Source organism: Desulfomonilia bacterium (assembly GCA_036567785.1).
GTDB lineage: Bacteria > Desulfobacterota > Desulfomonilia > UBA1062 > UBA1062 > DATCTV01.
Map to the genome: position 1 here is coordinate 39,801 of DATCTV010000061.1, position 25,876 is coordinate 65,676.

Annotated in this window: 25 protein-coding genes and 1 other RNA gene; 17 read left to right on the plus strand and 9 right to left on the minus strand. The window is 46.7% G+C overall.

The features are described from left to right. Positions 1-105: 105 nt before the first annotated feature. Both purH and VIS94_15875 read right to left on the minus strand, forming a co-directional pair. Complete coding sequence (purH, locus tag VIS94_15870; protein ID HEY9162555.1) at positions 106-1,677, minus strand: bifunctional phosphoribosylaminoimidazolecarboxamide formyltransferase/IMP cyclohydrolase; 1,572 nt, start codon at positions 1,675-1,677, stop codon at positions 106-108. Positions 1,678-1,713: 36 nt separating this feature from the next. After that, positions 1,714-2,304 carry a hypothetical protein gene (locus VIS94_15875; protein ID HEY9162556.1) on the minus strand — a complete coding sequence of 197 codons (591 nt, stop codon included), beginning with the start codon at positions 2,302-2,304 and terminating at the stop codon, positions 1,714-1,716. Between the two features lie 78 nt (positions 2,305-2,382). Between VIS94_15875 and VIS94_15880 the strand changes: the two genes are divergently transcribed. Next, positions 2,383-3,042 (plus strand): CoA pyrophosphatase, encoded by a 660-nt coding sequence (locus VIS94_15880; protein ID HEY9162557.1) that lies wholly within the window; start codon positions 2,383-2,385, stop codon positions 3,040-3,042. A 133-nt stretch (positions 3,043-3,175) separates the two neighbouring features. Here VIS94_15880 and VIS94_15885 read toward each other — a convergent pair whose 3' ends face one another. Continuing rightward, complete coding sequence (locus VIS94_15885) at positions 3,176-4,069, minus strand: phosphoribosylaminoimidazolesuccinocarboxamide synthase (GenBank protein ID HEY9162558.1); 894 nt, start codon at positions 4,067-4,069, stop codon at positions 3,176-3,178. A 116-nt stretch (positions 4,070-4,185) separates the two neighbouring features. On the opposite strand from VIS94_15885, the gene thrC reads away from it, so the two are divergent. From thrC to VIS94_15915, 6 genes are all read left to right on the plus strand, one after another. Further along, complete coding sequence (gene thrC / locus VIS94_15890; protein HEY9162559.1) at positions 4,186-5,568, plus strand: threonine synthase; 1,383 nt, start codon at positions 4,186-4,188, stop codon at positions 5,566-5,568. Between the two features lie 42 nt (positions 5,569-5,610). Beyond that, positions 5,611-6,771: a methionine adenosyltransferase gene (gene metK, locus VIS94_15895; GenBank protein ID HEY9162560.1), complete on the plus strand. Its 1,161-nt coding sequence runs from the start codon at positions 5,611-5,613 to the stop codon at positions 6,769-6,771. A 14-nt stretch (positions 6,772-6,785) separates the two neighbouring features. Next, on the plus strand, positions 6,786-8,222 hold the full coding sequence (gene ahcY / locus VIS94_15900) for an adenosylhomocysteinase (GenBank protein ID HEY9162561.1): 1,437 nt from the start codon (positions 6,786-6,788) through the stop codon (positions 8,220-8,222). Between the two features lie 56 nt (positions 8,223-8,278). Then, positions 8,279-9,436 (plus strand): aromatic amino acid transport family protein, encoded by a 1,158-nt coding sequence (locus tag VIS94_15905; GenBank protein ID HEY9162562.1) that lies wholly within the window; start codon positions 8,279-8,281, stop codon positions 9,434-9,436. Between the two features lie 251 nt (positions 9,437-9,687). After that, positions 9,688-10,695 (plus strand): UDP-glucose 4-epimerase GalE, encoded by a 1,008-nt coding sequence (galE, locus tag VIS94_15910; protein HEY9162563.1) that lies wholly within the window; start codon positions 9,688-9,690, stop codon positions 10,693-10,695. Between the two features lie 454 nt (positions 10,696-11,149). Continuing rightward, the gene (locus tag VIS94_15915; GenBank protein HEY9162564.1) at positions 11,150-11,458 is read left to right on the plus strand and encodes a PilZ domain-containing protein; all 309 of its coding nucleotides are present in this window, start codon (positions 11,150-11,152) and stop codon (positions 11,456-11,458) included. A 30-nt stretch (positions 11,459-11,488) separates the two neighbouring features. Here the strand turns inward: VIS94_15915 and VIS94_15920 are convergent, their stop codons facing one another. After that, positions 11,489-12,472, minus strand: a complete 984-nt coding sequence (locus tag VIS94_15920) for a LysM peptidoglycan-binding domain-containing protein (protein ID HEY9162565.1) — start codon at positions 12,470-12,472, stop codon at positions 11,489-11,491. Between the two features lie 129 nt (positions 12,473-12,601). Here VIS94_15920 and VIS94_15925 point away from each other — a divergent pair, with 129 nt between their 5' ends. Then, positions 12,602-13,012: a hypothetical protein gene (locus tag VIS94_15925; GenBank protein ID HEY9162566.1), complete on the plus strand. Its 411-nt coding sequence runs from the start codon at positions 12,602-12,604 to the stop codon at positions 13,010-13,012. Between the two features lie 7 nt (positions 13,013-13,019). On the opposite strand, the gene VIS94_15930 is transcribed toward VIS94_15925, so the two are convergent. The 3 genes from VIS94_15930 to VIS94_15940 are packed head-to-tail and all read right to left on the minus strand — an operon-like array spanning position 13,020 to position 16,961. After that, on the minus strand, positions 13,020-13,643 hold the full coding sequence (locus VIS94_15930; GenBank protein HEY9162567.1) for an MBL fold metallo-hydrolase: 624 nt from the start codon (positions 13,641-13,643) through the stop codon (positions 13,020-13,022). After that, positions 13,640-15,043: a glutamate--tRNA ligase gene (gltX, locus tag VIS94_15935; protein ID HEY9162568.1), complete on the minus strand. Its 1,404-nt coding sequence runs from the start codon at positions 15,041-15,043 to the stop codon at positions 13,640-13,642. The genes VIS94_15930 and gltX overlap by 4 nt, the downstream gene beginning before the upstream one ends. A 1-nt stretch (position 15,044) precedes the next feature. Further along, on the minus strand, positions 15,045-16,961 hold the full coding sequence (locus tag VIS94_15940; GenBank protein HEY9162569.1) for an aconitate hydratase: 1,917 nt from the start codon (positions 16,959-16,961) through the stop codon (positions 15,045-15,047). 148 nt (positions 16,962-17,109) lie between these two features. On the opposite strand from VIS94_15940, the gene VIS94_15945 reads away from it, so the two are divergent. Genes VIS94_15945 through VIS94_15965 form a run of 5 tightly spaced genes read left to right on the plus strand, consistent with a single transcriptional unit; the run spans position 17,110 to position 22,391 of the window. Beyond that, the gene (locus VIS94_15945; GenBank protein HEY9162570.1) at positions 17,110-17,853 is read left to right on the plus strand and encodes an MBL fold metallo-hydrolase; all 744 of its coding nucleotides are present in this window, start codon (positions 17,110-17,112) and stop codon (positions 17,851-17,853) included. Beyond that, positions 17,850-18,587: an acetyl-CoA carboxylase carboxyltransferase subunit beta gene (locus tag VIS94_15950; GenBank protein HEY9162571.1), complete on the plus strand. Its 738-nt coding sequence runs from the start codon at positions 17,850-17,852 to the stop codon at positions 18,585-18,587. Before VIS94_15945 ends, VIS94_15950 begins: the two co-directional genes overlap by 4 nt. Continuing rightward, positions 18,578-19,738, plus strand: coding sequence for a Mur ligase family protein (locus VIS94_15955; GenBank protein ID HEY9162572.1), 1,161 nt, complete (start codon positions 18,578-18,580; stop codon positions 19,736-19,738). Before VIS94_15950 ends, VIS94_15955 begins: the two co-directional genes overlap by 10 nt. After that, positions 19,705-21,831 (plus strand): hypothetical protein, encoded by a 2,127-nt coding sequence (locus tag VIS94_15960; protein ID HEY9162573.1) that lies wholly within the window; start codon positions 19,705-19,707, stop codon positions 21,829-21,831. Before VIS94_15955 ends, VIS94_15960 begins: the two co-directional genes overlap by 34 nt. Before the next feature lie 11 nt (positions 21,832-21,842). Continuing rightward, the gene (locus VIS94_15965) at positions 21,843-22,391 is read left to right on the plus strand and encodes an HD domain-containing protein (protein HEY9162574.1); all 549 of its coding nucleotides are present in this window, start codon (positions 21,843-21,845) and stop codon (positions 22,389-22,391) included. 65 nt (positions 22,392-22,456) lie between these two features. On the opposite strand, the gene VIS94_15970 is transcribed toward VIS94_15965, so the two are convergent. Together VIS94_15970 and VIS94_15975 are read right to left on the minus strand one after the other, a co-directional pair. Continuing rightward, the gene (locus VIS94_15970) at positions 22,457-23,206 is read right to left on the minus strand and encodes a hypothetical protein (protein ID HEY9162575.1); all 750 of its coding nucleotides are present in this window, start codon (positions 23,204-23,206) and stop codon (positions 22,457-22,459) included. Further along, complete coding sequence (locus VIS94_15975) at positions 23,203-24,018, minus strand: DUF4388 domain-containing protein (GenBank protein HEY9162576.1); 816 nt, start codon at positions 24,016-24,018, stop codon at positions 23,203-23,205. Before VIS94_15975 ends, VIS94_15970 begins: the two co-directional genes overlap by 4 nt. A gap of 165 nt (positions 24,019-24,183) precedes the next feature. Here VIS94_15975 and VIS94_15980 point away from each other — a divergent pair, with 165 nt between their 5' ends. The 4 genes from VIS94_15980 to VIS94_15995 all read left to right on the plus strand — a co-directional run. After that, on the plus strand, positions 24,184-24,456 hold the full coding sequence (locus VIS94_15980; protein HEY9162577.1) for a hypothetical protein: 273 nt from the start codon (positions 24,184-24,186) through the stop codon (positions 24,454-24,456). 83 nt (positions 24,457-24,539) lie between these two features. Next, positions 24,540-25,112, plus strand: coding sequence for a D-sedoheptulose 7-phosphate isomerase (locus tag VIS94_15985; protein HEY9162578.1), 573 nt, complete (start codon positions 24,540-24,542; stop codon positions 25,110-25,112). A gap of 38 nt (positions 25,113-25,150) precedes the next feature. Then, positions 25,151-25,506: a transfer-messenger RNA gene (gene ssrA, locus VIS94_15990) on the plus strand. A gap of 263 nt (positions 25,507-25,769) precedes the next feature. Beyond that, positions 25,770-25,876 (plus strand): transposase (locus VIS94_15995; protein ID HEY9162579.1); only part of this gene is annotated, 107 nt, incomplete at its 3' end.

Genomic DNA, 25,876 nt, shown 5'->3' on the forward strand with positions numbered 1-25,876 from the left:
CAAGAAGCGACGAAATCGAGTCATGAGGCATACATTAGCGTATGCCGCAATGACTTCGATGAGGAGCGACGCAGAGATGCAAAGTTATAACGACCTGTATTATTATTAATGGCGGAAGTGCCGCATGCCTGTAAATACCATCGCCATGTTGTGCTCATTGGCAGCCTCGATCACTTCCTCGTCCCTTACCGAGCCGCCGGGCTGAACAGCAGCCGTTGCACCCGCGCCTGCAGCCTCGTCTATGCCGTCTCTGAACGGGAAGAACGCATCCGATGCAACTACAGAGCCTTTGAGCGACAGCCCCGAGTTTCCTGCTTTCAGGATCGCAAGCCTTGAGGAATCGACCCGGCTCATCTGCCCTGCGCCGACGCCTATGAGCTGATTCTTTGAGGCATAGACTACGGCGTTCGACTTGACGAACTTGACTATGCGCCATGCGAACTGCAACGCCTCAAGCTCTTCCGCGGTCGGGGCCCTTTTTGTGACGACTTTGGCATTCTTGAGGTCAATGGTTCCCATATCCCTGTCCTGCAGAAGAAGTCCGCCTACAACCCTTCGAGTTGATATCATCTGCTTTTTGGCACTTGGTCCTGCAAGTATTTCGGGAACGTTCAGGAGTCTGATATTTTTCTTTTCTTCCAGAATCTTCAAGGCTTCCTCGGTATAACCGGGTGCAACGACGACCTCGGTAAACACCTCACCGATCGCCCTGGCAGTTTCGGCATCGACAATCCTGTTGAGCCCTACTATGCCCCCGAATGCACTGACCTTATCGACTGCGAATGCATTTCTGTAGGCTTCTGCAAGTGAAGAATCCGACTGAGCGGCCCCGCACGGGTTGGAATGCTTCAGGATGACGCATGCCGGTTTGTCAAAGTCCATAATCATATCGAGTGCGGCATCGGAGTCCATGATGTTGTTATATGAGAGTTCCTTGCCCCAGAGCTGTTCCGCTGTGGCAATGGAAGGCTGGTCGATTTTTGTCTCGGCATAGAAAGCGGCCTTCTGATGCGGGTTCTCTCCGTATCTCATGATCTGCCTGCGGTTGAACTGCACGGTATATGTAAGAGGGAACTGGCCTTCTTCCACGTCAATGCCCTGTAGATGATTCGAAATGGCTGCGTCATAGCGGGCAGTCAGGGAGAATGCCTTTCTGGCAAGGTTGAAGTTGGTTTTTGGACTGACTGCTCCGCCTGAAGCGGTCATCTCTTCAATGATGGATGCATAGTCAGCCGGGTCCGTGACAACGCTAACGAATTCGTAGTTTTTGGATGCGGCGCGAAGCATAGCCGGTCCGCCGATGTCTATATTCTCTATGGCCTCGTGCAATCCGGCGCCTTTTGCCACGGTATCTTCAAAGCGGTAGAGGTTTACAACAAGCATGTCGATCGGTTTTATACCGTGTTCCTTCATAGACGCTACATGACCCGGGTTGTTTCTGAGCGCCAGCATTCCGCCATGAACCTTGGGATGCAGGGTCTTCAGCCTGCCGTCCATCATCTCGGGAAAACCGGTAAAGTCCGATATGTCGATCACTGTGAGCCCGCTCTCCCTGAGCATTTTAGCGGTTCCGCCGGTTGATATTATTTCCACGCCGAAGGAAGCAAGGTCTTTTGCAAAAGCGGCGATTCCGGCCTTGTCTGTAACACTGATCAGTACTCTCTCGATTTTTGGCATTATAACTCCTTAAATTTTGGTTTGCTGTAGTGTTTATCAGTTGGGGATCGTGTCACCTGACTTGTCTGCACCAACATAATACCATGCAAAGATCGGGACGATCATCTTGAACAGGTCCTTATCCATCTGACCTATGTATCTGAGCTGTTCGGAGATGACCTTGCCGTCGATATCACCGGAGACAAGTCCCTCGCTCAAGACAGATATCCTCTGAAGAAGGTCTTCCCTGACGGCGTCGTCTTCTGTCTTAGCAATTATATACCTGCCCATCTCATAAAAAGTGGTTTCGATATCCATCATGCCGAATACGTGATAGTATTCGCTTTCGAGCTCGTCCATCATGGCGATCAGATATGATTTCCCGTCCTCCAGGCCAAGCCTGTATGTATCCTCGACCATGACCCTGTCCGAGCCGTCGATGAAAGGGGTTGCAAAATCAATAGCCTCGAATTCCCTGACATACGGGTGGTTTTCACCGAAGACAGTGGATATTTTTTTTCTGGTATCTTCTCTCCACTTGATGGCGGATTTTTTCTCCACAGTCGGGCTTTCAAGAAGCTGGTCAAGGTCATTCATCATGTCTTCCATGAACTCGATGAATTCTTCTATGGGGTATGTTGTCTTCATGACTCATATCTATACACAGCAATAACACTGGCGGTCAAGACTGTTCATTATCCGTATGATGTGGTACATTGTTTTGCTATGGATGAATTGTCAAGCAGAGAGAAACTGGCATATCTGATAAGTTCAAGACTGGGTAGCAGGACGAGAAAAAAGATTTTCGTGGAAAAATTGAAACCTGCCGCCGTACTTATACCGGTCTCTTTTATTGAAGAAAGACCTCAGATCATCCTTACAAAACGTTCAATGAATGTTCAACACCACAAGGGGGAGATTTCCTTTCCCGGAGGGCATGCCGAGTCCGATGACGCATCACCGGTTGAGACCGCCCTGAGAGAGGCTGAAGAAGAAATAGGCATCAGGTCCGGTGATGTTGATATACTGGGACTGCTTGATGATTATATCACCATATCCGGTTTTCATATCACCCCTGCTGTGGGAATTGTCCCCTGGCCGTATGAGCTTAAAATAAACAGCGAATCCGAGACGCTTCTTTTCCTGCCGCTGGCCGATGTGCTTTCAGATGATGCATGGATGATGGAGAAGGCCTCGATCAAAGGTCATGAGTTCGAACTTTTCTGTCTGGAAACAGAGGATGGAGTGATCTGGGGAGCGACCGCAAAAATGCTGCGCCAGTTTGCCGAAGTCCTGCTGGAAAGGGAGCCTGCAACAAAACCAGTAACAGAAACAGCAAGAAAATGGATACTTTCTGTTATTGCTTCTCAGGAAGCATACAGATAGAAGATTGACTGATCTTTTCATTAATTCCCGATAACAGCCTGGAAATATTTGAATAATCAGACATAAATAATTCATTGACACAATAAAATCAGTTATCGCTTTTGACGTGGAACGATATGCGAATCAGCCTGTGTCAGGATGAGAATTTCAGTCCGGTAAGCCTCTCGTATGCCTCGATATATTTTTCACGAGTTTTCGAGATGATCTCTTCAGGAAGTTTCGGACCGGGAGCCTTTTTCCCCCAGTCAAGCGTTTCAAGGTAATCGCGGACAAACTGTTTGTCATAGCTCGGCTGGGCTTTTCCCGGAGCGTATTTGTCAAGCGGCCAGAAGCGCGAGGAGTCCGGGGTAAGCACCTCGTCGATCAGTATTACCTCGCCGTTTCTTATCCCGAATTCAAACTTTGTGTCGGCGATGATGATGCCTTTTTTCAAGGCCTCATCAGCCGCTGTTTTGTAGATCTTCAGTGCGGCCTCTTTTACCTTGTTGAAGATTTCAGTACCGACAAGATTCTTTGCAACTTCCTCGGAGACATTCTCGTCATGCTGGCCCATTTCAGCTTTTGTTGAGGGAGTAAAGATCGGTTCGGACAGCTTGTCAGATTCCTTCAATGCCGCAGGAAGCTTTATTCCTGAAATGGAGCCTTTTTCTTTGTACTCTTTCCACCCTGAGCCTGAGATGTAGCCCCTGACTATGCATTCGATTGTCAGCGGTCTGGCCTTTATGACCAGCATCGAGCGGTCCTTCAGTCTGATGTCTCCTTTGAATGGCGCGGGGTATTCGTTTATGTCGGAACTGACCACATGGTTTTTCATGACGGACTTCATTTTGTCAAACCACCAGAGCGAGATGCGGTTGAGAACTGCCCCCTTGTCTGGAATCGGATCAGGCATAACCACGTCGAATGCCGAGAGCCTGTCCGTGGTAACCATCATGAGGTGATCATCGTCCACATCGAAGATTTCTCTGACCTTGCCGCTGGATATTTTCCTGCCACCAGATATCTCGTAATTTGATAAGGCTGACATATGATCTCCTTCTTATGTAATAGAGCGCTAGGGTGCCAAAAAAGTATTGAAAAAGTCAATAGCGTATTATATGACTTGGCATTCCCAAAAGACGTCTTTAATAGGATTTGTTTGCTATGGCTGAAGAAAACATGCCAGAGATGTGCGGTTCCCTTGCCTATAAATGCATAGGTTGCGGAAGCAATTATGACATATATGATTTCATTTACACCTGCCCCGAATGCAGTTCCCTTCTGATAATCGAAAACACCGAATTTGATAACCTGAAAAAAACATCGCCCGGCAGATGGCGCGATATATTCGATGCCAGAAGGGCCACAAACACTCACAGCCTTTCCGGTATATTCCGATTCCATGAGCTTATACTGCCCATACTTCCGGTGGAAGATATCATCTATCTGGGAGAAGGAAACACACCCATTGTAAAGGCTAATCCTGAACTCTCAGAATGGGTCGGCGCCCCGTTTATTGTGAAGAATGACGGATTCAACCCTTCTGCAAGCTTCAAGGACCGCGGTATGGCATCAGCCATAAGCTATCTGAACCATGTAATAAGGGTAAGAGATCTGGATAATGTTCTCGGCATATGTGCTTCAACAGGTGATACATCGGCAGCTGCGGCACTGTACCTGAGCTACCTGCCGAAGGACAAGGTGAAGACCGTAGTGCTCCTTCCTAAAGGAAAAGTGACAAGCCAGCAGCTTTCCCAGCCTCTGGGCTCGGGTGCGACGGTCATTGAGCTTCCGGGTGTGTTTGACGACTGCATGCGTGTTGTCGAAAGGCTTGCCCAGGATTACAAGGTGTTTCTGCTGAACTCGAAAAATCCGGTTCGGATACTGGGGCAGAAATCATACGCATTTGAAGTGGCGCAGCAGATGAGATGGCAGACTGGCAATCTGGCCGTGGTTGTGCCCATAGGAAACGCAGGCAATGTAACTGCAGTCATGGAAGGGTTCCTTGATCTCCTTAACCTGGGCATCATTGATGAGCTTCCTGTAATTCTCGGTGTGCAGAGCCATCATGCGGATCCTGTCGTCAAATGGCGTGAAAGCGGTGAGTTCCATCCCATGAAGGTGTCTCTGTCTGTAGCTCAGGCGGCCATGATCGGCGATCCCGTGAGCTTTCCGAAGGTCAAGAGGCTTGTTGAAAGCTATTACAGCCATAAATTCATGACAATTACCGTGACAGAGACGGAAATTATGGAAGGCATGCTGAAATCCAACAGGCATGGACATGTCGTATGCACCCAGGGCGGCGAATCTGTAGCCGGACTCAAAAAGGCGCTTGGGGCAGGCATGCTCGAGAAGGATATGAATTTCGTGGTAGATTCGACCTCTCACCAGCTCAAGTTCTCGGGTTTCCAGCAGATGTATTTCGATGACAGCTTTGCCCCTGAATACGGGGTTGTTGTAAACGACGAATACAGGAATACACCTGTCGGACTGGAACTTGATCCCATAAAAGTTGCAGAGTATCTTGGCCTCCAGAAAAAGGGCTAGGAATCAACACTGAATAAACAGAGATATCAAGGGAGGAAAAGAATGGTAAAGAACTTTATGTTTTCATCAGAATCAGTGACGGAAGGCCATCCCGATAAGGTTTCCGATCATATTTCGGATGCGGTTCTTGACGAGATACTGGCCCATGACACTGCAGCGCGTGTTGCCTGTGAAACTCTTGTAACTACAGGTCTTGTTGTCGTTGCGGGAGAAATAACGACTAAACATAATTTCGATGTCCAGCGTGTAGCCAGACAGACAATAAAAGAGATCGGCTATACGGACAGCGGTATGGGGTTTTCATGGGATACCTGCGGTGTAATGGTTACCCTGGACAAGCAGTCGCCCGATATCGCACAGGGAGTGAACGAGGGTGAAGGCCTTTTTGCGGAGCAGGGTGCGGGAGACCAGGGTATGATGTTCGGTTTTGCCTGCGATGAAACCCCGACACTTATGCCGGCACCCATATTTTATGCACAGGGGCTTTCTAAGAGACTTTCCGATGCCAGGAAACAGGGCATCCTAGAATTTCTGAGGCCGGACGGCAAAACTCAGGTCACGGTAGAATATAAGGATGGGGTTCCAAAACGGATTGATGGTATTGTCATTGCGGCACAGCATAATGAAGACATCAGCTATGACAAGCTGAAAGAAGGCATCATCGAAGAGGTGATTAAAAAGATAGTCCCGAATGAGCTGATAGATGACAATACCAAGTATTATATAAATGCAACAGGCAGGTTTGTCCTTGGCGGTCCGCATGCCGACTGCGGTTTGACGGGCAGGAAGATCATAGTTGATACCTATGGCGGGTTCGCACCTCATGGCGGCGGTGCTTTTTCCGGAAAGGACCCTTCCAAGGTCGACCGCAGCGCAGCATACATGTCGCGCTATATTGCCAAGAACATTGTAGCTGCGGGTCTTGCTAAGAAATGTACGGTGCAGCTGGCCTATGTAATCGGTGTGGCCGATCCCGTATCCGTCATGATTGACACATGGGGCACTTCTACTGTTCCCGAAGAAAAGCTCTCGTCAATGGTGAGAGAAATATTCCCGCTTAAACCAAGGCGTATAATCGAGGCGCTTGATCTGCTCAGACCGATATACAAGAAGACGGCAGGTTACGGCCACTTCGGCAGGAATGAGCCTGAATTCACATGGGAAAAGACCGACAAGGTCGAAGCCCTAAAAAATCTGGCCTGATAAAGGAGCAGATAATGGCCCGCAAAACCAACACAAGGATTCTGGATTATTCAGAACTCAAATGCAAGATTGCCGATATTGAGCTTGCCGAATTCGGAAGGAAGGAAATTGAGATTTCCGAACATGAAATGCCGGGACTGATGGCCCTCAGAAAAAAGTACGCTAAGAAAAAGCCGCTTAAAGGGGCGCGGATTACCGGCAGCCTTCATATGACTATCCAGACGGCAATCCTTATTGAAACGCTGAAAGATCTGGGTGCAGATGTGCGCTGGGCCTCATGTAACATATTTTCAACTCAGGATCATGCGGCTGCGGGTATTGCTGCTTGTGGCACTCCCGTCTTTGCATGGAAAGGCGAGACGCTTGAGGAATACTGGGAGTGCACGCTTCAAGCACTCAGCTTTCCCGAAGGAAAAGGACCCAATCTGATTGTTGACGACGGCGGCGATGCAACGCTTATGGTCCACAGGGGTTATTATGCCGAGAAAAATCCGAAAATTCTTGACGAACCGACTGAGAATAAAGAGCTTCAAATAATAAATGCCATCCTCAAGCGCCAGTTGAAGAAAGATAAAACATTCTGGCACAGGATGGTCAAGGATATCAGGGGTGTCTCGGAGGAAACGACAACAGGGGTACACAGGCTCTATCAGATGAAGGAAAGGGGAGAGCTTCTGTTCCCTGCCATTAACGTCAATGATTCGGTTACGAAATCCAAATTCGATAATCTCTACGGCTGCAGGGAATCGCTTGCGGATGGAATCAAACGTGCAACCGATGTCATGATTGCAGGAAAGGTCGTGTGTGTTTGCGGATACGGCGATGTAGGCAAAGGCTGTGCAAAATCCATGCGCGGTTTCGGCGCCAGAGTGCTTGTTACTGAGGTTGATCCTATATGCGCGCTTCAGGCGGCTATGGAAGGATTCGAGGTGACAACTGTTGAAGACGCGCTGAAAGAGGCCAATGTCTTTGTAACGGCAACCGGCAACTGCGAAGTGATTACGCTCGAGCATATGGAAAAAATGCTGGATCAGTCTATTGTCTGCAACATCGGACATTTCGACAATGAAATACAGGTGGACAGGCTGAACACAAAGAAAGGCGTTAAAAGGGTGAACATAAAACCGCAGGTGGATAAATACATATTCCCTGACGGGCACAGCATCTACCTTCTCGCAGAAGGAAGGCTGGTAAACCTGGGATGCGCCACGGGTCATCCCTCCTTTGTCATGTCGAACTCGTTTACGAACCAGACGCTTGCCCAGATCGAACTATGGTCGAATAAACATAAGATTGATGTCATCACGCTGCCGAAAGCTCTTGATGAAGAGGTTGCAAGGCTTCACCTGGGCAAGCTCGGTGTGAAGCTTACAAAATTAACCAAGAAGCAGGCGGATTATATCGGGGTCAGACCAGAGGGCCCGTTCAAGCCGGATCATTACAGGTATTAAAAAAGCGCCTTAGAGGCGCTTTTTTAATACCAGAATTATTTTGAAAGGATAATTTTATGGAGAATAAAAACCTGACTTTTATTGAGGCCTCTTCAATTGTTACTGGATACGGCATAGGCGGAGGGGTAATGGCCGCACCATATCTGGCCTCTCTTTCCGGTATTATTCCCACTCTCATTATCCTGTTGCTGGCATTCGGCATCAGCCTGATATTTCATCTGATGACTGCTGAAATCATGTTGAGGGACGGTCACAATGAACAGATAATAGAAATGTTCAGCAAGTACATGCTGAAGGGTACAATAACAAAATATATATTGTGGTTTCTGTTCGCCGTAATAGTTCTCTCTTTCATAGCGAGCCTTTCAGCATTTATTGCGGGCGGGGGAGAGAACATAAACAATCTGTTCCCTGCCATTCCACTATGGGCCGCCCACTGTATTGTTTATCTTATTGCGGCGGGCGTTGTATTTTTCGGTCTGAAAGCCATAGGCATAAGCGAAAAGTATGGTGTTTCGGCGATATTTGTATTCGTGATAATCCTGCTTATCGCCTCACTAAGACACGGTCTCTCCTTCAGGCCCGAAGTTACTGGGGCGTTCAAATACCAGATGGCCCTGTTCGGTATGATGATGTTCAGCTTTTTCGCCCTGTTTTCGGTTCCACAGGTTGTTAAGGGGCTCTCATGGAACAAAAAGCTCATACCGAAGGCCGTGGCTTTCGGTATGGCTTTGAACTGCATCATCATATTTGCCATTGTCATGATCTGTGTAGGTGCTTCCGGCCATGTAACCAGGTTCGCCATGAACGGCCTGGCAAATTCTATCGGCGGCTGGATTAAGTATTTCAGTTCACTCTTCGTTCTGCTGGCAATGCTAACCACATACTGGTCGGTTTCTTTTGCCCTGGCTGTGGTAGTGCAGGAAAGGCTTGGCTGGGGACAGAGAATTTCATGGCTTGTGGCGACGCTCCCCTCATTTATCGTCGTCATATCAAGGGCCACCGATTTTCTGGGTTTCATGCAGATTGCAGGCGGAACGATAGCAATCCTTATAGTTATAATGATGATACCTCTTTATAATATCGTAAAAAAGCAGGGTGCAGTAAAAGAACCTGAATGGCAGCTTGACTTTTTCGGCAAACCTGTCTTTCAGGCGCTGGTGATAATCGCATTCATATTGATGGCTGCCGGTTCGCTTGTAAAGGTGGACTAGTCCTGCAGGATATTTTCAGGCGGACGCCGTAAACCTTTGAAGAACAGAAGGGCTGTCAGGGATTTTTAAAATATAGATTTGCCGCTTGAAGGAATCAAAGAGAGCATCCAGGATAAGCCTCTTTCATCTGCGGCAATCAATGCCCAGCCATGAAAATCATCGTTATCCGTTTTTTATATAAAGAACTCTTTTCTTTTTCCCCGGATATACCGATTTAAATTTCAAAGACATAATTAAATAGCGGAGGATATATGAGGATTCTTGTCACAGGCGGTGCAGGGTATATAGGAAGTCATACAGTACTTGAACTTTTGAAGGCCGGGTTTGAAGTTGTCGTAGTTGACAACCTTTCAAACAGCAAGGAAGAATCATTGAAACGGGTCAGCGAACTTGCAGGAAAAACCGTCGATTTCTATAAAGCCGACCTGCTTGATATGGATGCCTTGAGATCGATATTTTCAAAATATGAAATTGAAGCGGTCATACACTTTGCTGGGTTGAAGGCTGTCGGCGAGTCTGTGTCAATTCCTCTTCACTATTATCACAATAATATTACGGGAACGCTCATGCTCCTCGAAGCGATGAAGGATGCAAATGTCAAGAATATTGTTTTCAGCTCCTCGGCGACCGTCTATGGAGATCCTGAGCATATCCCGATTACGGAGGAGGACAAGCTCGGTCCCACCAATCCATATGGAAGAACAAAATATATGATAGAGGAAATAATGAAGGATCTCCATGCCTCCGATAATTCATGGAATGTTATCCTGCTGAGATATTTCAATCCTGTCGGGGCCGATAAGAGCGGGAGGATAGGGGAAGATCCCAATGGCATTCCGAACAACCTCATGCCTTTTATTTCGCAGGTTGCCGTCGGGAAATTAAAGGAGTTGAGCGTTTTCGGAAATGACTATCCTACCCATGACGGCACGGGAGTACGCGATTATATTCATGTAGTTGATCTGGCGATTGGTCATATAAAAGCAATAGGGAAATTAAAAGAAAAGCCGGGAGTGGCGATATACAATCTTGGAACAGGACAGGGCTACAGCGTCCTTGATATGGTCAAGGCTTTTGAAAAGGCGTGCGGCAAAAGAATACCATATAGATTCACAGGCAGAAGACCTGGAGATATAGCCATCTGTTATGCAGATCCTGCGAAGGCATTAAGAGAACTTGAATGGAAGGCCGAACTCGGGCTTGAGAGGATGTGTGAAGATTCATGGCGGTGGCAACTGATGAATCCTCGAGGATATTGATAGAGAAATTTATTTCCCCAGGCAGCACAGGAATTCCATTAGTTGCTGACATCTAACATGTCAGAATGGTTAATTACGGTTGTTGTGTAAAATTTTGGCCCTCATTATCAACAGGTTAGGCAATATTCGTGCTGGAAATAACATTTGGCATGTCTGTTGCTTATTACTACATAATTGCATATTTATTTCAGTTATCTTATGCTGCTGCGGTCTGAATGCAATACTCACCTGATGGTGAGAAATTTATTATGTTATAACATCAGATCCGCAGTCAGCAGTATTGTTTTACCTCATGCCGTAGAGGATATTTTCTCAAGCCTGAGAACACATTTAGAAGGCTATACCTTGTTGAACTTTATATAGTGTGGTAATGCTGGTATATAATATAGTTTTTAATTTCAATTGCCGATAAAATATATCAGGATTTCAAGTTTAAAATTGGAGGTGATCTTTCATGGACGAGAGAAGGAAAAATGCCCGCACCAGCGTAAATCTGAAAGTCATATACATGGGAGATTCAATGAAGTACTGCAGGGGGAAGGTGAACAATATAAGCAAGGAAGGTATGTTCATTCAAACGGAATCTCCACATGATGTCGGGATTTATATTCTTGCAAGTATCGATGTTGACAACATGGGCCGGATAGTATGGGCACAGGGTCGTGTCACAAGAAAATCAAATAACGGTATGGGTATAGAGTTTACAAGAACAGATACGAGAGGAATAGATTCGATTATATCCAACTGGGGAATGCCTTATTAGGGGCATCCCCCTGACTTTATATTTACTTGCCTATTTTCCCGATACAACAAAACCTTGTTCAATATACATGGTCGCATACGTAATGAGTACTATGGCGCTGTTTTTAACTGTCTGAATAACGACAGCTGTGCCGGCATAGGCATTTATATCTTTGGTGGTCTTTCCATCTTTGACAGGGACGTCTTTATAAATATTCAGGATATTGCCGGGCTTGAGACCATCGGATGTACCCCGGTCAATAAATACCAAATCTCCGTTTCCTCCTCCTGAGGCATTGTGCCATACGTCAATGATTACTGATTCTCCGAAGCCTTTATTTTCAGACAGATCTAGTGTCAAGGGCTTTACCCCGGTAATATCATCATCGACAAGATCGTTTCCGCTAATCTCCTGATAGGAATAGGTAACAGTGCAGATAGCTATATCTTTTTCAACATTGTCCACTTTAGCAAGGGCAACAATTTTATAAAGATAGCCATAGACTTCATCATCCACTTTCACGTCGTTCTGCAAAGATTTTATTACCAGAACTTTTCCAGGCTTTGCGTCAGGGAATCCTTTGATCAGTATCTGGTCATCTGTTGTGGACAAATCGCCGTTTTCAACCTTTTTCAAAACACGGCCTTTTAATTTCAATGGATTGTCGGAATAGATAAGCGTTGAAAATTCAGGTGATAATACAATGGACCTTCCTTTCATTTTGGAAAAATCATCAAACGAGAAGATCCTTTCTCCTGAGGTCTTGTCATAAGGAATAACTTTTATGGATGTCACGCCATTCTGGCTGAAAATTACAATCTTATCCCCGGGATAAATGAGGTGAGGATTTGTTATCTTATCATTCTCTGCCCAGACGAGCGGCCATTTCCAGGGTGTCTTCAGGTATTTGTTGGAAATATCCCAAAGAGTGTCGCCTTTCTTGACCGTATGAACAATTTCCGAATCATCCGCCCAGGCCGCACCGAATGCCAGCAGGAAAAAAAAGCCGGTAATTAGAGGAATAACCTTCTTCAAGTCGTACCCTCCTTTATTGCACAGGTTTTGTACTTAGATGCTTTATCGGTTTTGAATGTGCCATTCTTGAATAATTATTGCAAGATTAAATGGTTTTAAATATATATTTGTTGAATGAATGATCAGGGAATGTACGGTCAGGCGCATCTGTTTGTAGCCGCAATAAGGATTTTAGAGCATGGCAAGGGAATATCTCCTTCGTTAAAAGAGATATCCGATACTCTCAATCTTTCCCGGGAGGAAACCGCAAGAATTTCAAGACGGCTTGATGATGCAGGAATTATCGGGACTGCGATCAGTGGAACAGAAGAGAGGTTTTATATAAAGGACCATCTACTGATCGAAAACATTCCGAAGGAAGTTAAAACGCCTGCGATGATGGAAGAGATACTGCGCGTCAAGGCTGAAAAAGAGGCAAAGCTCAGTCAGATAGAAGGAATGATGAAAAAAGGTCCTGCGAAGCAGGATCTATTCCTTGAACTGGATAAGGCGCTGAAAGACCCATCGGCTGTAAAAAAGAAACCGAATCCTCTGGATTAGCTTTTTATCATAGGGAATTCATTGACCAGACTACTGCCCGTCTGTTTTCCTTCAAAGTGAGAGGATATCTGGAGCCATACACATGACCCGGCCAGATAAGAGTATCATCCGGCAGATCGAGAAGCATTGCGAGGCTTTTTTTTATGGACGTGCTGCTGCCGTGAGGTATGTCTGTCCGGCCTATTCCACCTGTGAACATAGTATCTCCTGAGATAAGGTTGCCATCCCAGTAAAGGCAGATGGAACCCGGTGAGTGGCCCGGCGTGTGCAATATGCGGATGATTGTTCCGCCCAGAGCGATCTCATCGCCATCCTTAAGCGAAAAATTTGTTTTCGGAGGCTTTTTGCCAGCCATCACGGATGATATCAGAGTGTTAGTCAGACGATAGAGTGGTTTGTTTTCAAGCTTGTGCGCTTTAATCGGGCTCAGTCTGCCTACAAAGGGGTTCCCCTGCGTGTGATCAAAATGAATATGCGTGTTGATCACCGATTTTATTTTGAGCGGGTCTTCTATTGATGAAGAAATCTCTCTTGCAGGATCGATGATGATGCATTCTCCTCTATCGTGATCCGCCAGTATGTAACTTAAAAGGCTGAAATAGCGGGATTCAAACGGTATTACCTTTATCATCGGCCTGTGCTTGATTCCATGAAGGAAAGGGCATTTTTCAAACGCGGAATAACCCTGGGGCCGAGAGTCGATATGATCTCGAATATTCCGGGCGAAGCCGTTTTGCCTGTCAGTGCGATCCTTATTGGCTGGGCGAGCTGCTTGAACTTGATGCCGCATTTTTCAAGGACACCGGCAAAGACACCTTCGGTAATTTTTCTGTCTGCAAGGTCTACATGCTCAAGGCCTGAGATCAATTCCCTGAAAACCGGGATCATGTCCGGAGTCAGGAATTTATTTTTGAGCTCAGGCGATTCATCTATTTCCTTAAAATAGAAATCTCCGAAATCGAGCATGTCTTTCAAGGTATGTGTTCTTTCCCGTACATCTTCAACTACATGTTCGAGATAATCATCACTTACGGGGTCAAGCCCGGCTTTTATTGCAAACGGTCTGAGAAGTTTTGCCAGCCTTTTTACATCCCCGGTTTTTATGTAATGGTGGTTGAGCCACAGTAGCTTTTCAGGATTGAATACAGCAGCACTTCTGCCGACATCTTTGATGTCAAAGAGCTCCACGAGTTCATCCATCGTAAATATCTCCTGGTCACCGTGCGCCCATGAAAGCCTGACCAGATAATTTACAAGTGCCTCGGGAAGATACCCCATTTCCTTGTAGGCCATTACCGATGTGGCACCGTGGCGCTTCGAAAGCCTAGTCTTGTCCGAACCCAGTATCATGGGGACATGCGCGAATACGGGATGAGGAAAACCAAGCGCATCATACAGGGCGATCTGGCGGGGGGTGTTGTTAACATGATCATCGCCTCTGATGACATAATTTATGTTCATGGTTGCATCGTCTATCACTACAGTGAAATTATAGGTGGGCATGTTGTCTGATCTTAGAATTATGAGATCATCCAGTTCGGAATTGTCAACGCTGATTGTCCCTTTTATGACATCTTCAAAGGAAGTTGTCCCGGTTTTGGGTGAGGCGAACCTGACAACACGGCCGGGTCCCGGGCCCAGCTTCTTGTTTCTGCATGTCCCGTCGTACTTAGGTTTTCCGCCGGTTTTAAGGGCTTCCTCGCGTTTCAGTTCAAGGTCTTCGGGCGTACATTCACACCAGAACGCGCGGTCATTTTTAATAAGCTGTTCCACATATTCCCTGTAAATATCGAGCCTTTTTGACTGGAAGAAAGGGCCTTCGTCCCAGTTGAGGTTAAGCCATTCCATTGCCTGAAGGATTTTCTCTGTATATTCGTCGGTTGAACGCAGGGCATCGGTATCTTCAATCCTCAGAATGAATTTTCCGCTTGTATGCCTTGCGTAAAGCCATGCGAAAAGGGCTGTTCTTGCGCCGCCTATATGAAGGTGGCCGGTCGGTGAAGGCGCGAATCTTGTTCTTATTTCTGTCATCTTAATCACCTGCCACGGATTTTATATAATTGAGGAGGCCGCCCTTCTTCAGCAAGGCCGCTTCTCTTTCAGAAACCGTTAGTTTTCCTGCGATGCTGTTTCCTGATGAGGTATTATCAATCTTTATCCGGCCTGTTCCGTCAAGTGCTCCTAGAATTCCGGATATCTGAATTTTATCCCCGCTCCTTATGGAATGATATGAACTCTCATCGATTGTAACAGGCAGTATGCCGAAGTTGATCAGATTGGCACGGTGGATCCTGGCAAACGTTATTGCAAGTACGGCCTTTATCCCCAGATACATGGGTGCGATTGCCGCATGTTCCCTTGATGATCCCTGGCCATAGTTGTTTCTTGCCAGTACGCAGCCTGCGCCGGCAGCAATCGCCCTTTCTGAAAAATTACTGTCAATGCCTGAAAAGACGTATTTCGAAATCTTTTCAATGTTTGACCTCAGCGGCAATATCTTAGAGCCTGCCGGCATGATGTCATCGGTTGTTATATTGTCTTCAAGCTTGAGCAGGACCTCTAATTCGACTGAATCTTCCATTGCGCCTCTTTTGGGGAAAGGCTTTATGTTCGGCCCCCTCGTGATTTCGATATTTCTATCAGCCGGGGGTGGAATAATCATTGAATCATCGACTGAAAAAACGGCAGGAATTTTTATTTCCGGATAAATCCCGAGATCTCTCGGGTCTGTCAATACCCCTGCAATCGCAGAAGCTGCTGCCACTTCAGGGGATACCAGATAGATTTCCGCGTCCTCTGTCCCGGAGCGGCCCTTGAAATTCCGGTTGAAAGTCCTTAGTGACACGCCTTTTGTTCTGGGGGACTGGCCCATGCCTATGCAAGGGCCGCATGCGCTCTCCAGAATTCTTGTCCCGGCTGCGATTATATCAGTGAGCGCACCTGTCTCGGCCAGCATTGTAAGTACCTGTTTCGATCCGGGTGCGATGCCCAGGCTTACATCGGGATGAACAGTCTTCCCCTTAAGGACCGCTGCAACGGTGAGCATATCTTTGAGTGATGAGTTCGTGCACGAGCCTATGAGCGCCTGATCGACCTTTTTACCCTTAAGCGCGGATATTTTTTCCACTCTGTCGGGACTGTGAGGGCATGCCGCCATAGGTTCAAGGTTGCTCAGGTCGATTTCAATCAATTCATCATATGAAGCATTATCATCTGCCTTCAGTTCCATCCATTTCTCGCCCCTCTTCTGTGCGACAAGAAAGGCCCTGGTAATCTCGTCGCTCGGGAATATTGACGAGGTCGCACCGAGTTCGGCCCCCATGTTTGTAATGGTGGCCCGCTCCGGGACGCTAAGGCTTTTTACGCCTTCTCCGGTATATTCGATTATCCTGCCGACGCCGCCTTTGACTGTAAGCCTTCTCAGTACCTCCAGTATGATGTCCTTGGCGCTGACCCAGGGCGAAAGACTGCCTGATAGTTTTATTCCGAGTATCTTAGGCTTCGGGATATAAAAGGGCATTCCGGCCATTGCTGCAGCTACGTCAAGACCTCCTGCGCCTATAGCCAGCATTCCTATGCCGCCTCCGGTCGGGGTGTGGCTGTCTGAGCCGAGCAGTGTTTTGCCAGGTATTCCGAACCGCTCAAGATGCACCTGATGGCATATGCCGTTTCCGGGTCTTGAAAAATAGATGCCGTATTTTGCCGCGATGTCCTTAAGAAAACGGTGGTCGTCCGCATTTTCGAAACCGGTCTGGAGCGTGTTATGGTCCACATAGCTGACCGAAAGCTCGGTTCTGACTGCGTCGATCCCTATGGCCTCGAACTCCAGATAAGCCATGGTGCCTGTTGCATCCTGAGTGAGCGTCTGGTCTATCCTTAACCCAATTTCATCCGGTGTTTCATCTACCTTGTGGGCATTGATAATTTTTTGTGCTGCCGTATAAGCCATGATGACCTCTTAAATGGTTTTAAAAAGTGAATTAATGTCTAATTGATAAGACCGTCTCAGTCAATGACATTCGGGGGCATTTTCAGAAAGCCTATAGTTTATTTCAAATATAACCGAAGAGTATTTCTAAACAATAAGCGGGATGGTTATGAAGATAGAAATACTCGGATGCAGTGGTGCCGTGGCAAAAGGATTCAATACTACTAGCATACTGATAAACGGGGAAGTTCTGGTAGATGCTGGCTCGGCTGCCTCTGTTCTTGATACTAAAAGACTTTCGGGCATCAGTCATATCCTTTTGACCCATTCCCATATAGACCATATAAAGGAACTCCCTTTCATCCTTGACGTTGTATGTTTCGGCAAAGGAAAGGGCGTCGACATATGGGGAAGCGGAATTACATTGAATGCAATAAGAAAACACCTGTTTAACGGTACAATATGGCCGAAGCTGAAGCAACTTGAACTTGACGGATCCTTATGCAGAATTCATACGCTGCCTGCAGACACCTTCAGCCTTAATGGATTATGCGCAAAGGGGATAAAAGCCCAACATATAAGCGGGGCAAAATCCTTTATGATTTCTGAAGGCGACAAGCATGTCATATTCAGCGGAGACACCTCATACACACCTGGACTGTTCAATCTTGCCGCTTCCCTTGCATCAAAGCTTAAACTGTTTTTCGTGGAAACTTCATTTCCTGATAAGATGCATGAGGTTGCAAGACTTACCGGGCATATGACTCCGGCAGTTATCGGCAGGGAATTGAACCGCTTGAGCTTCTCGAAGGTGATTGCATACCATATCAAACCGCGTTATTTTAAAGATGTGATAAGAGATATACCTGAAGGAATGGGATATATAAGGGGAGGGGAGGTATTCAACCTTTGACGGAAATTCTGGATATTGCAAAAAAGGACGGAAGATGGACTGAATGTCCGGCCTGCAAGGAAATAAGCATAACCGAAAAGCTAAAAGAAAATCTAAGCATCTGTCCGCACTGCGACTTTCATTTCAGGGTGGGTCCCAGGGACCGCATGACGATTACATGCGGCAAGGACGGCTTCTCTGAAATCGATCTGTCTTTATCGGGCAAAAACGTTCCAGCCGGGGAAGAAGGTTTCAAGTGCTACAATGCCGCCATCAAGGGTGAACCTTGCATAATCGGCGTGATGGATTTCAGTTTCATGGGCGGCACCATGGGAACGGCTCTTGGACAGTCCGTGATGTCGATGCTCGATTATTCATCCGCTGAAAAAACTCCTGCAATAATATTCTGCGCTTCTGGCGGGGTCAGGGTTCAGGAAGGAATATGGGGGCTTATGCAGATGATAAGAACCGTGTACAGAAAAAACATATCAACTGCACCTCTGATAACCGTTTATACAGACCCGTGTTATGGCGGGGTCACCGCAAGCTTTTCGTCTCAGGCGGATTTTATTATTGCTGAACAGGGTGCAAGAATCGGCTTTGCCGGGCCGAGAGTAATCGAGACTACAACTCATGCCGAACTGCCCGGAGATTTTCAGACGGCATCCCGCACGTTGTCAAACGGGTTTGTCGATGCCGTGGTTCACAGGCGGGAGATACCGCAAACGCTTTATTATATTCTCAAATGGCTCTAGAAAATATTGACCAGAACCGGTGGATTCCCGGTCTGGAGAGGGTCAGAAAAGCCCTTGATATCCTGGGGCATCCTGAAAAAAGCTACCGGCATGTACTTGTCGGAGGCACAAACGGCAAGGGTTCAGTATGCGTTTATCTGGAGAGACTCCTTTCTGAAGCAGGCTTAAGAACCGGCGTTACCATGTCACCTCATATAAGCAGCTATACCGAAAGATTCAGGATAAACGGGCGCGATTCGACGGAAAAAGAGATCAGTGACACGGAAAAAGAAATCGCCCCTCTTCTTGACGGGATCGGTCTTACATATTTTGAGATGACCGTCGTGCTGGCTGCAAGGCTTTTTCAGAAGGCAGAAGTCGATGTCGGCATATTCGAGATCGGACTGGGCGGAAGGCTTGATGCCGCAAATGTGCTTGATCCCGCCCTTTCGGTAATAACCAATATTTCACTTGATCATACCGACTATCTCGGTTCAAGCATATCCGAGATAGCAGCGGAAAAAGCAGCCATTGCAAGAAGCGGAAGGCCTCTTGTGACATCAGCCGCAGAAGGGCTTGATGTCATTAAAGATTATGTTGAAAAGATCGGTTCGCAACTGATAGTCGTGCACAAACCGGTGGGATTCAAGCCCGGAATCGAGGGTTCTTGTCAACCTCTCAATGCCGCCCTTGCGATAAGGGCCTTCAACGAACTCGGGTTCGAACTCGATGCGGACAGCATGAAGTCCGCAATCTCTTCTGCATGGCTTCCCGGCAGAATCGAACATGCCGGAAAGGTCATACTTGATGTAGCGCATAACAGCGCTTCTATGCTATGCCTGTCCGAGTATCTGAGGAAAAGGAAATTTTCAGGCATTGGAGTGCTGGGCATCCTGAAAGATAAAGATTATGCCGCTATGACGAAGATGCTTTCAAGCGTCTGTTCAAAGGTTAATATCGCCCCTCTCGATTCGCCAAGGTCATGGGGTGAACAAGAGATAGGGCAGGTCGCGGGAACAGGGAATGTTTATGTATTTACTTCAATGACAGATGCTTTTAATGAAGCATTTGAAATGTCTGAAGAGATTGTTGTAACAGGTTCATTCTACACAGTTGGCGAGATAAGGGAATATTTGATATGCAAAGGCTGGCTTATTTATGGGCGATCATAACAATTTTTCTTCTGCCGGTATCTCTTTTCGGCGAAGACCTCGATATTGAAGCCGACAAGATAGAGAAAACAGGCGACAGGATTGAAGCCTCGGGTAATGTTGTTCTCAGAAGCAAAGAAGGCATGACGCTTACTTCCAATTACGTTATCTATGATGCCCGGAGCAACGACATATCGGCATCGGGAAACTGCTACCTGAAGGACGTCAAGGGAGAGATCAGGGCGGAATCGGTCACATACAATATCAGGAGAAAAGATGCATATGTGACTGACGGCTATGTCTATGGATATGAAGAGCCTTTCAAGGTATGGGGGAGCAAAATCACCCGCTACAGCAACAACGTATACCTCGGGGACGAGATAAGATACAGCCCGTGTACGTCGGTAACTCCTTCATGGTCCATCAAATCAAGCCATCTTGATATCCCTGTCGAGGGATACGGTGAAGCAAGACATGCCTGGTTTTATGTCAAGGACGTGCCGATATTTTATTTTCCCTACCTCTATTTTCCGGCAAAGCTTGAAAGGCAGACAGGCATACTCTTTCCCAAAGTCGGCAGCATGAGCGATACGGGATTGTATGGCGGACTGCCCATATATTTCACCCTCGGACGTTCGGCCGATGCGACGGTAACCCCCACATGGCTTGAGAAACGAGGATGGCTGATGGCGGGTGAGCTCAGATATGCGCTGGATTACAATAGAAAGGGTTATCTGTATCTCGAAGGCTTGAGGGACAGAGAGGGGGGAGATGTCACGACATCAGGCGTTGAACCCATTATCCCATACAGCAGGTGGTATGTTAAGGCCAGCAACACCGGAGGCGATCTTACCTGGAATATAAATCTGCCGAGCAATGCCGATTATTTCAGAGACATCGGGCCTCTCTATCCGTTTGAAGCCGATAAGGAAACATTCTGGGTCGGCGAACAGCAGAGCAGAAAAGAGGACTCGATATCCCGTGTTGAATGGCTGAAGACCTATGGGAAATTCATGTTCGATGTTTCGGGACAATGGAAAAAGGATCTGACTACATCCGACAACAGCTACACGATACAGCAGCTGCCGAGTGCAAGGATAAAGATGGGCCAGTTGAAAATTCCCAAAACGCCGCTTTATATTTCGGCCGATGTAAATTCAATATATGTTTATTCGGAAAATTCCGCACGGGGCATAAAAGATTATGCGAACGCGGAAGTGTCGCTTCCCATCAATCTCATGCCGTATGTAACCATCAGGCCTTTCTATCAGCAGATATACAGGGACACGCATTTCACACAAAAGAGCGAGAAATATGAGGATTTTGACAGCGATATAGAAGAGAACTGGAACAGGAGGGGAATCACACTGACGTCATCCATTTACAGCCCCAAGTTCTATAAAGGATGGTATCATCAGATAATCCCTTCAGTGGACTGGACCGGCATGTGGAAATTTGGCGGCAGTTACGATGTACTGCCAACCGATCCGGACTACCCTTATCCGATAATTCTTTCAGGTGACGGTTGGCAGAATTACAATGACATCAAGCCTGCGCTGTCAAATTATATCAGGGATGAAAAGGGAAACTCGATACTCGAGTTGACGCTCAGCGCGATATACAGCTTCGTGTATGAAGACTGGGGATACTATGAGGGAGTGTTCAGGTTCCGTCCATGGTCCTGGCTCTATTTTGAACATAGAAATATTTTCGGAGAAGACGAGGATAACGCATTCATCTCAAAGCAGAACAAGACACAGCTTACCTTCAATGACAGGAGAACCGACTCATTGTCTCTGACTTCCGAATATTTACGGTCTGATACAGGAGACAGCTCGAACAACCTTTATGGAAATGCAAAAGTGCTTGTTATCAATGGACTGTGGCTCTTTTTCGAAGGCAAATATAACTTTACGGACGACAGGTTCGAATTCTTCAGGCAGGGGGTTGACTATCAGTCCCAGTGCTGGGGAATAACGGGTTCCGTACAGGTTGAGCCCTCATATGACCTGGATGCGACTCAAACAGTACCGACTAAGACGATATTCGCCCTCACGGTCAAACTGCTCGGCCTCGGTGATATTTCCGGCAAGCACAGTGAATCATCCGATTAGGATAATCAGCCGTGATACCTTCAAAAAAATGGGCATATGATCTTATACGGCTGAAGCAGATGCCGCAGCACATCTTAAATCACAGCATGGCAGTGGAAAGGATTGCCGTGGAAATTGCCTCTCGCCTGCCGGATAAAATTGATATCAGGCTGGTTGAGACGGGAGCACTTCTCCATGATATATGCAAGATTGATTCGATCCGCACGGGAGAAGATCATGCGAAAATGGGAGGCAGGCTTCTTGAAATACTCGATTGCCCTGAAGTGGCTTCAATTGTCAGGCAGCATGTGCACCTTGAATCTGATGAACTGAATGAGGCCATGATAGTTCACTATGCGGATAAAAGGGTGATGCATGAGGAGGTGGTATCTCTCTCAAGGCGCTTTGTCGATCTTATGGAAAGATACGGGAAAGATAAAATGAGAAAGGAACGGATATCAAATCTCTATTTAAGGAGCATCGAGATAGAAAAGATAATATTTAAAGCAACCGGAATCGATGCTGAGGGTTCGGACGACTTATGCCCGAGAGGAGATAACAGTTCCCTCGGCACCATATGAAATAACCGTCAACCGGGCTCGTTTACAAACATGCTGTCGGCAACAGATAACCGTCCGGATGTTTCTTATTTTTTCTTCAATCTTTCAAGCGCCATTACAAGTGAAAATTTTATCCTGGCGAAAGAATCTGAAAATGCAGCCATATCCTTTCCTTTCAGAACAGGGGGTTCCGCATTCAAGTCTCCAAGGCTTAAAGCCTTTATGCTTAAAGAAAATTCCGCCAGATATTTTGATACCTTTATGGATATCAATAGCGAGAGCACAATGGAAATAATGATGCCGGCGCAGGCCAGCAGAAGCAATTTTTTCAATACAGCCGAAGACTCTTTGTTCATATAATCAACCTGAGAACTGATCAGGTCTTTTTCCCAGGTTTTCGGTTTCAGACCGATAATGAACATATCCGGCTGATAGGGCACGACTGCGACCATGTAGTCTTTAGATTTGATAAAGTCCGGTTTCGGGGCTTTCATCTGCGCCAGGATCCCCTTTGCCTGGTCGAGCAATCCCGGGATGCTGTAGATGTATTTTCCATTATCAGCTTTATTGGTTGAAGAAATAATCTGAAGATTTTGAGGGTTTACGGTCATTATCTCGGCCCATGAGGGCGGCAGTTTGATTGTTTCATAAGATGTCGGGGGGATGTTCTGGATGATTGACGACATGATCCTGGTGTTTTCCATGTAGAGTTTTTCAGTGGCTCCATCCATGTTTATTTTTCCAATTGATGAGAGTTCGTATAAAACTGCGGCCATGGACCCTGCAAGGATTATGATGAAGCCGGCCATTGTTATGATAAATACTTTTATTTTCATGATTTGCCTTCCTCGGTCTTGATCCAGATGGTCATCATGTTCAGGAATTTGAGCGCCAGTTCTTCATCCGGTATCTTGTTATGCAGCGTTTCGATGAACGCCGCACGCTGTGCGGTGTCCTCACTGAGAAGGTCCCTTCCCGTTTCTCTTAATGTTTCAGAAATTATGAAGGGCGCTATCGGGCCTATTGTCTGTGTCAGGTTTTTAACAAGCGCCAACGCATACGGGGTGTCCGGCAGGTCTGATTTGTCTTCAGCTGGCCTTGAAGTCTCCTTTTTCGCCTCCTTGATCAGCCCCTGCCTGAAAAGTGTATAAAAAACCTTCATTGCATCGGAATCTGTTATGCCTAAAATTTGAGCAATCTGCGAAATCGACCTTTCTCCGTTTATCTGAGAAAGTATCTTCCATTGAATGGCCTTTAATATAATCTCCTTTTCCCTGGTCTCAGGTTCCAGAGAGAATACAGCAGCGGCGGAGGGAATAAGGGATGCGATTTTTTCCATCTGCCTCAGCCTGTTCTCGGTTTCCTTGAGTATTTCTTCCGTTGGCTGGTTTATGGTAATCAGGTCGGTCGATTCGTCAATAAAGAATTTATAAGTTCCCGAAGACCACAAAGACATTTCATATACAGCCTTAACGCCTTCAATCTGGCCGCATTTTGCATGAACAAGCCTGCCGTCTTTGAAATAGATCGATCCTGTTTCCGCTCCGCTGGTGAGGTAAAGCCTTCCTGCTCCCTTGCCTAGGGAAATTATTCTGACTATCTCAGAGCATCTCGTGGCATCAAGGTTCCCCTGAATATTTTCATTCATTCCAAAACCTCCTTGGCCGGATTTGCCTGTGGTTCTGATTAATTGACACTCTCATACAAAACAGCGTATCGGCACTGAAAAACCAAGTCTTTAACCTGTTATTTAATTAGTGGCCCGGTTAAGCAAAATGCTATCGCGCCGATAAGCTTAATTGAGGGAGCAGACATGATAAACAACATATTAAGGATTGTTTTAAAAAGACTTTTTGCCAGTTTCAGAACAATGAAAGGGTATCTTGGCTATTCAGGAAAAATTGACCTGTCTGGTATCTTTCCTCCGGGCATTGAAGATATTATGAAAAGCAGCGGTTATGAAAACCGGTTCAGGGTTTGCAAATCAGATGATGAATACAACATGGAAGTAAAAGACTATCTTAAATATCACCGGGATTCCTTTTATCTTGATCAGAAAAACAGGGACGGACACTTCAGGGCCTGAACCGGGGGATGTTTATTAATTCTTGAGGATACCTTAACTTTACATTATATTTTTCGTACCAAACCATAGCGGAGGATTGTCTGATGAAAAACCGGGTTGACTCGATATTCAAAGAGGCATTGGAGCTTCATTCTAAGCTGACGGAACTTGTCCCGGTAATAACTGAAGCAGCCTCAGTAATGATAGATTGTATAAAGAATGGCGGAAAGATAATGTTTGCCGGAAACGGAGGTTCCGCAGCCGATTCGCAGCACCTGGCCGCCGAACTTGTCGGCAGATTCATGAAGGACAGAATACCACTGGCCGGGATGGCGCTAACAACCAACACATCGATTATTACGGCAGTCGCCAACGATTATTCATTCGACGATATTTTCTCCAGGCAGGTGCTTGGACTCGGGAAACAGGGCGATATCTTTTTCGGCATATCGACCAGCGGCAATTCACCGAACATACTTAAAGCAATTGAATCGGCCAGATCTGCCGGAATCATCACGATCGGCCTAACCGGCAACGGCGGCGGCAAAATGGCTCAGGCCGTGGATTACCTTATTGACGTGCCCTACAAAGGCAAATCCGCAAGGATTCAGGAGGTGCATATCCTGATCGGCCATATACTGTGCGAACTCATCGAAGATGCTGTATTATCGGTTTGACTTTTATGCAGCCAGACACTACAGAAGCAATACCCATCGGGGGCGTTATGGGCTCGACGGGGGTAGTTGAGGTTCAGGGAGCATGCCGAGGTCTGTCGCCTCGTTAAACAGGCAGGCGCACATAAGTGCAGACGATTACAACTACGCAATGGCTGCCTAGTAACCAGCCACGTCTTACATGACCCTGCCTGTCGGGTTGTGATAAGGCGTCAAATAAGGACAGGAAACCCTTTAACGTTTCGCCTCAGGGCTTTGAAGGGTAATTACTGAGGCTGGGAAGAAACGGGCCTGCCTGCGGGCGCAAAGCTTCCGAGATTTAAAACACAGGACAAGCATGTAGCCGCTCTGTGCCGAAGGCCTTCGGACGGGGGTTCGATTCCCCCCGCCTCCACCATAAAAATGGCTTAAATACTATATTCTATAACCTATGAGTTGTTCCCGTGCTGTTCCCGTATTTTGCTTAACGGGATCACTTTGGTTTCAAGTACAGCTCTTTTTTTAGCGATGTTTGCTTTTGCATATGATTCAACAGATTTGCTGTTTTTCCAGTCACCGGCGATCTGCAAATCAGACATGCTGATTTGACCTTTCCCCCGAAAAATAAGCCATATTTGAAGCGAGTATGATCTGGTAAAAAGGTAAGAGGAGGATCGTACCATGAGGAGAGGGAGATTTGGAGAGGAGCAGATAATCCGGATACTGAAGGAGAGAGAGGCTGGGGTTTCATTACAGGAGATATGCCGCAAGTACGGGATGTGCGAGCA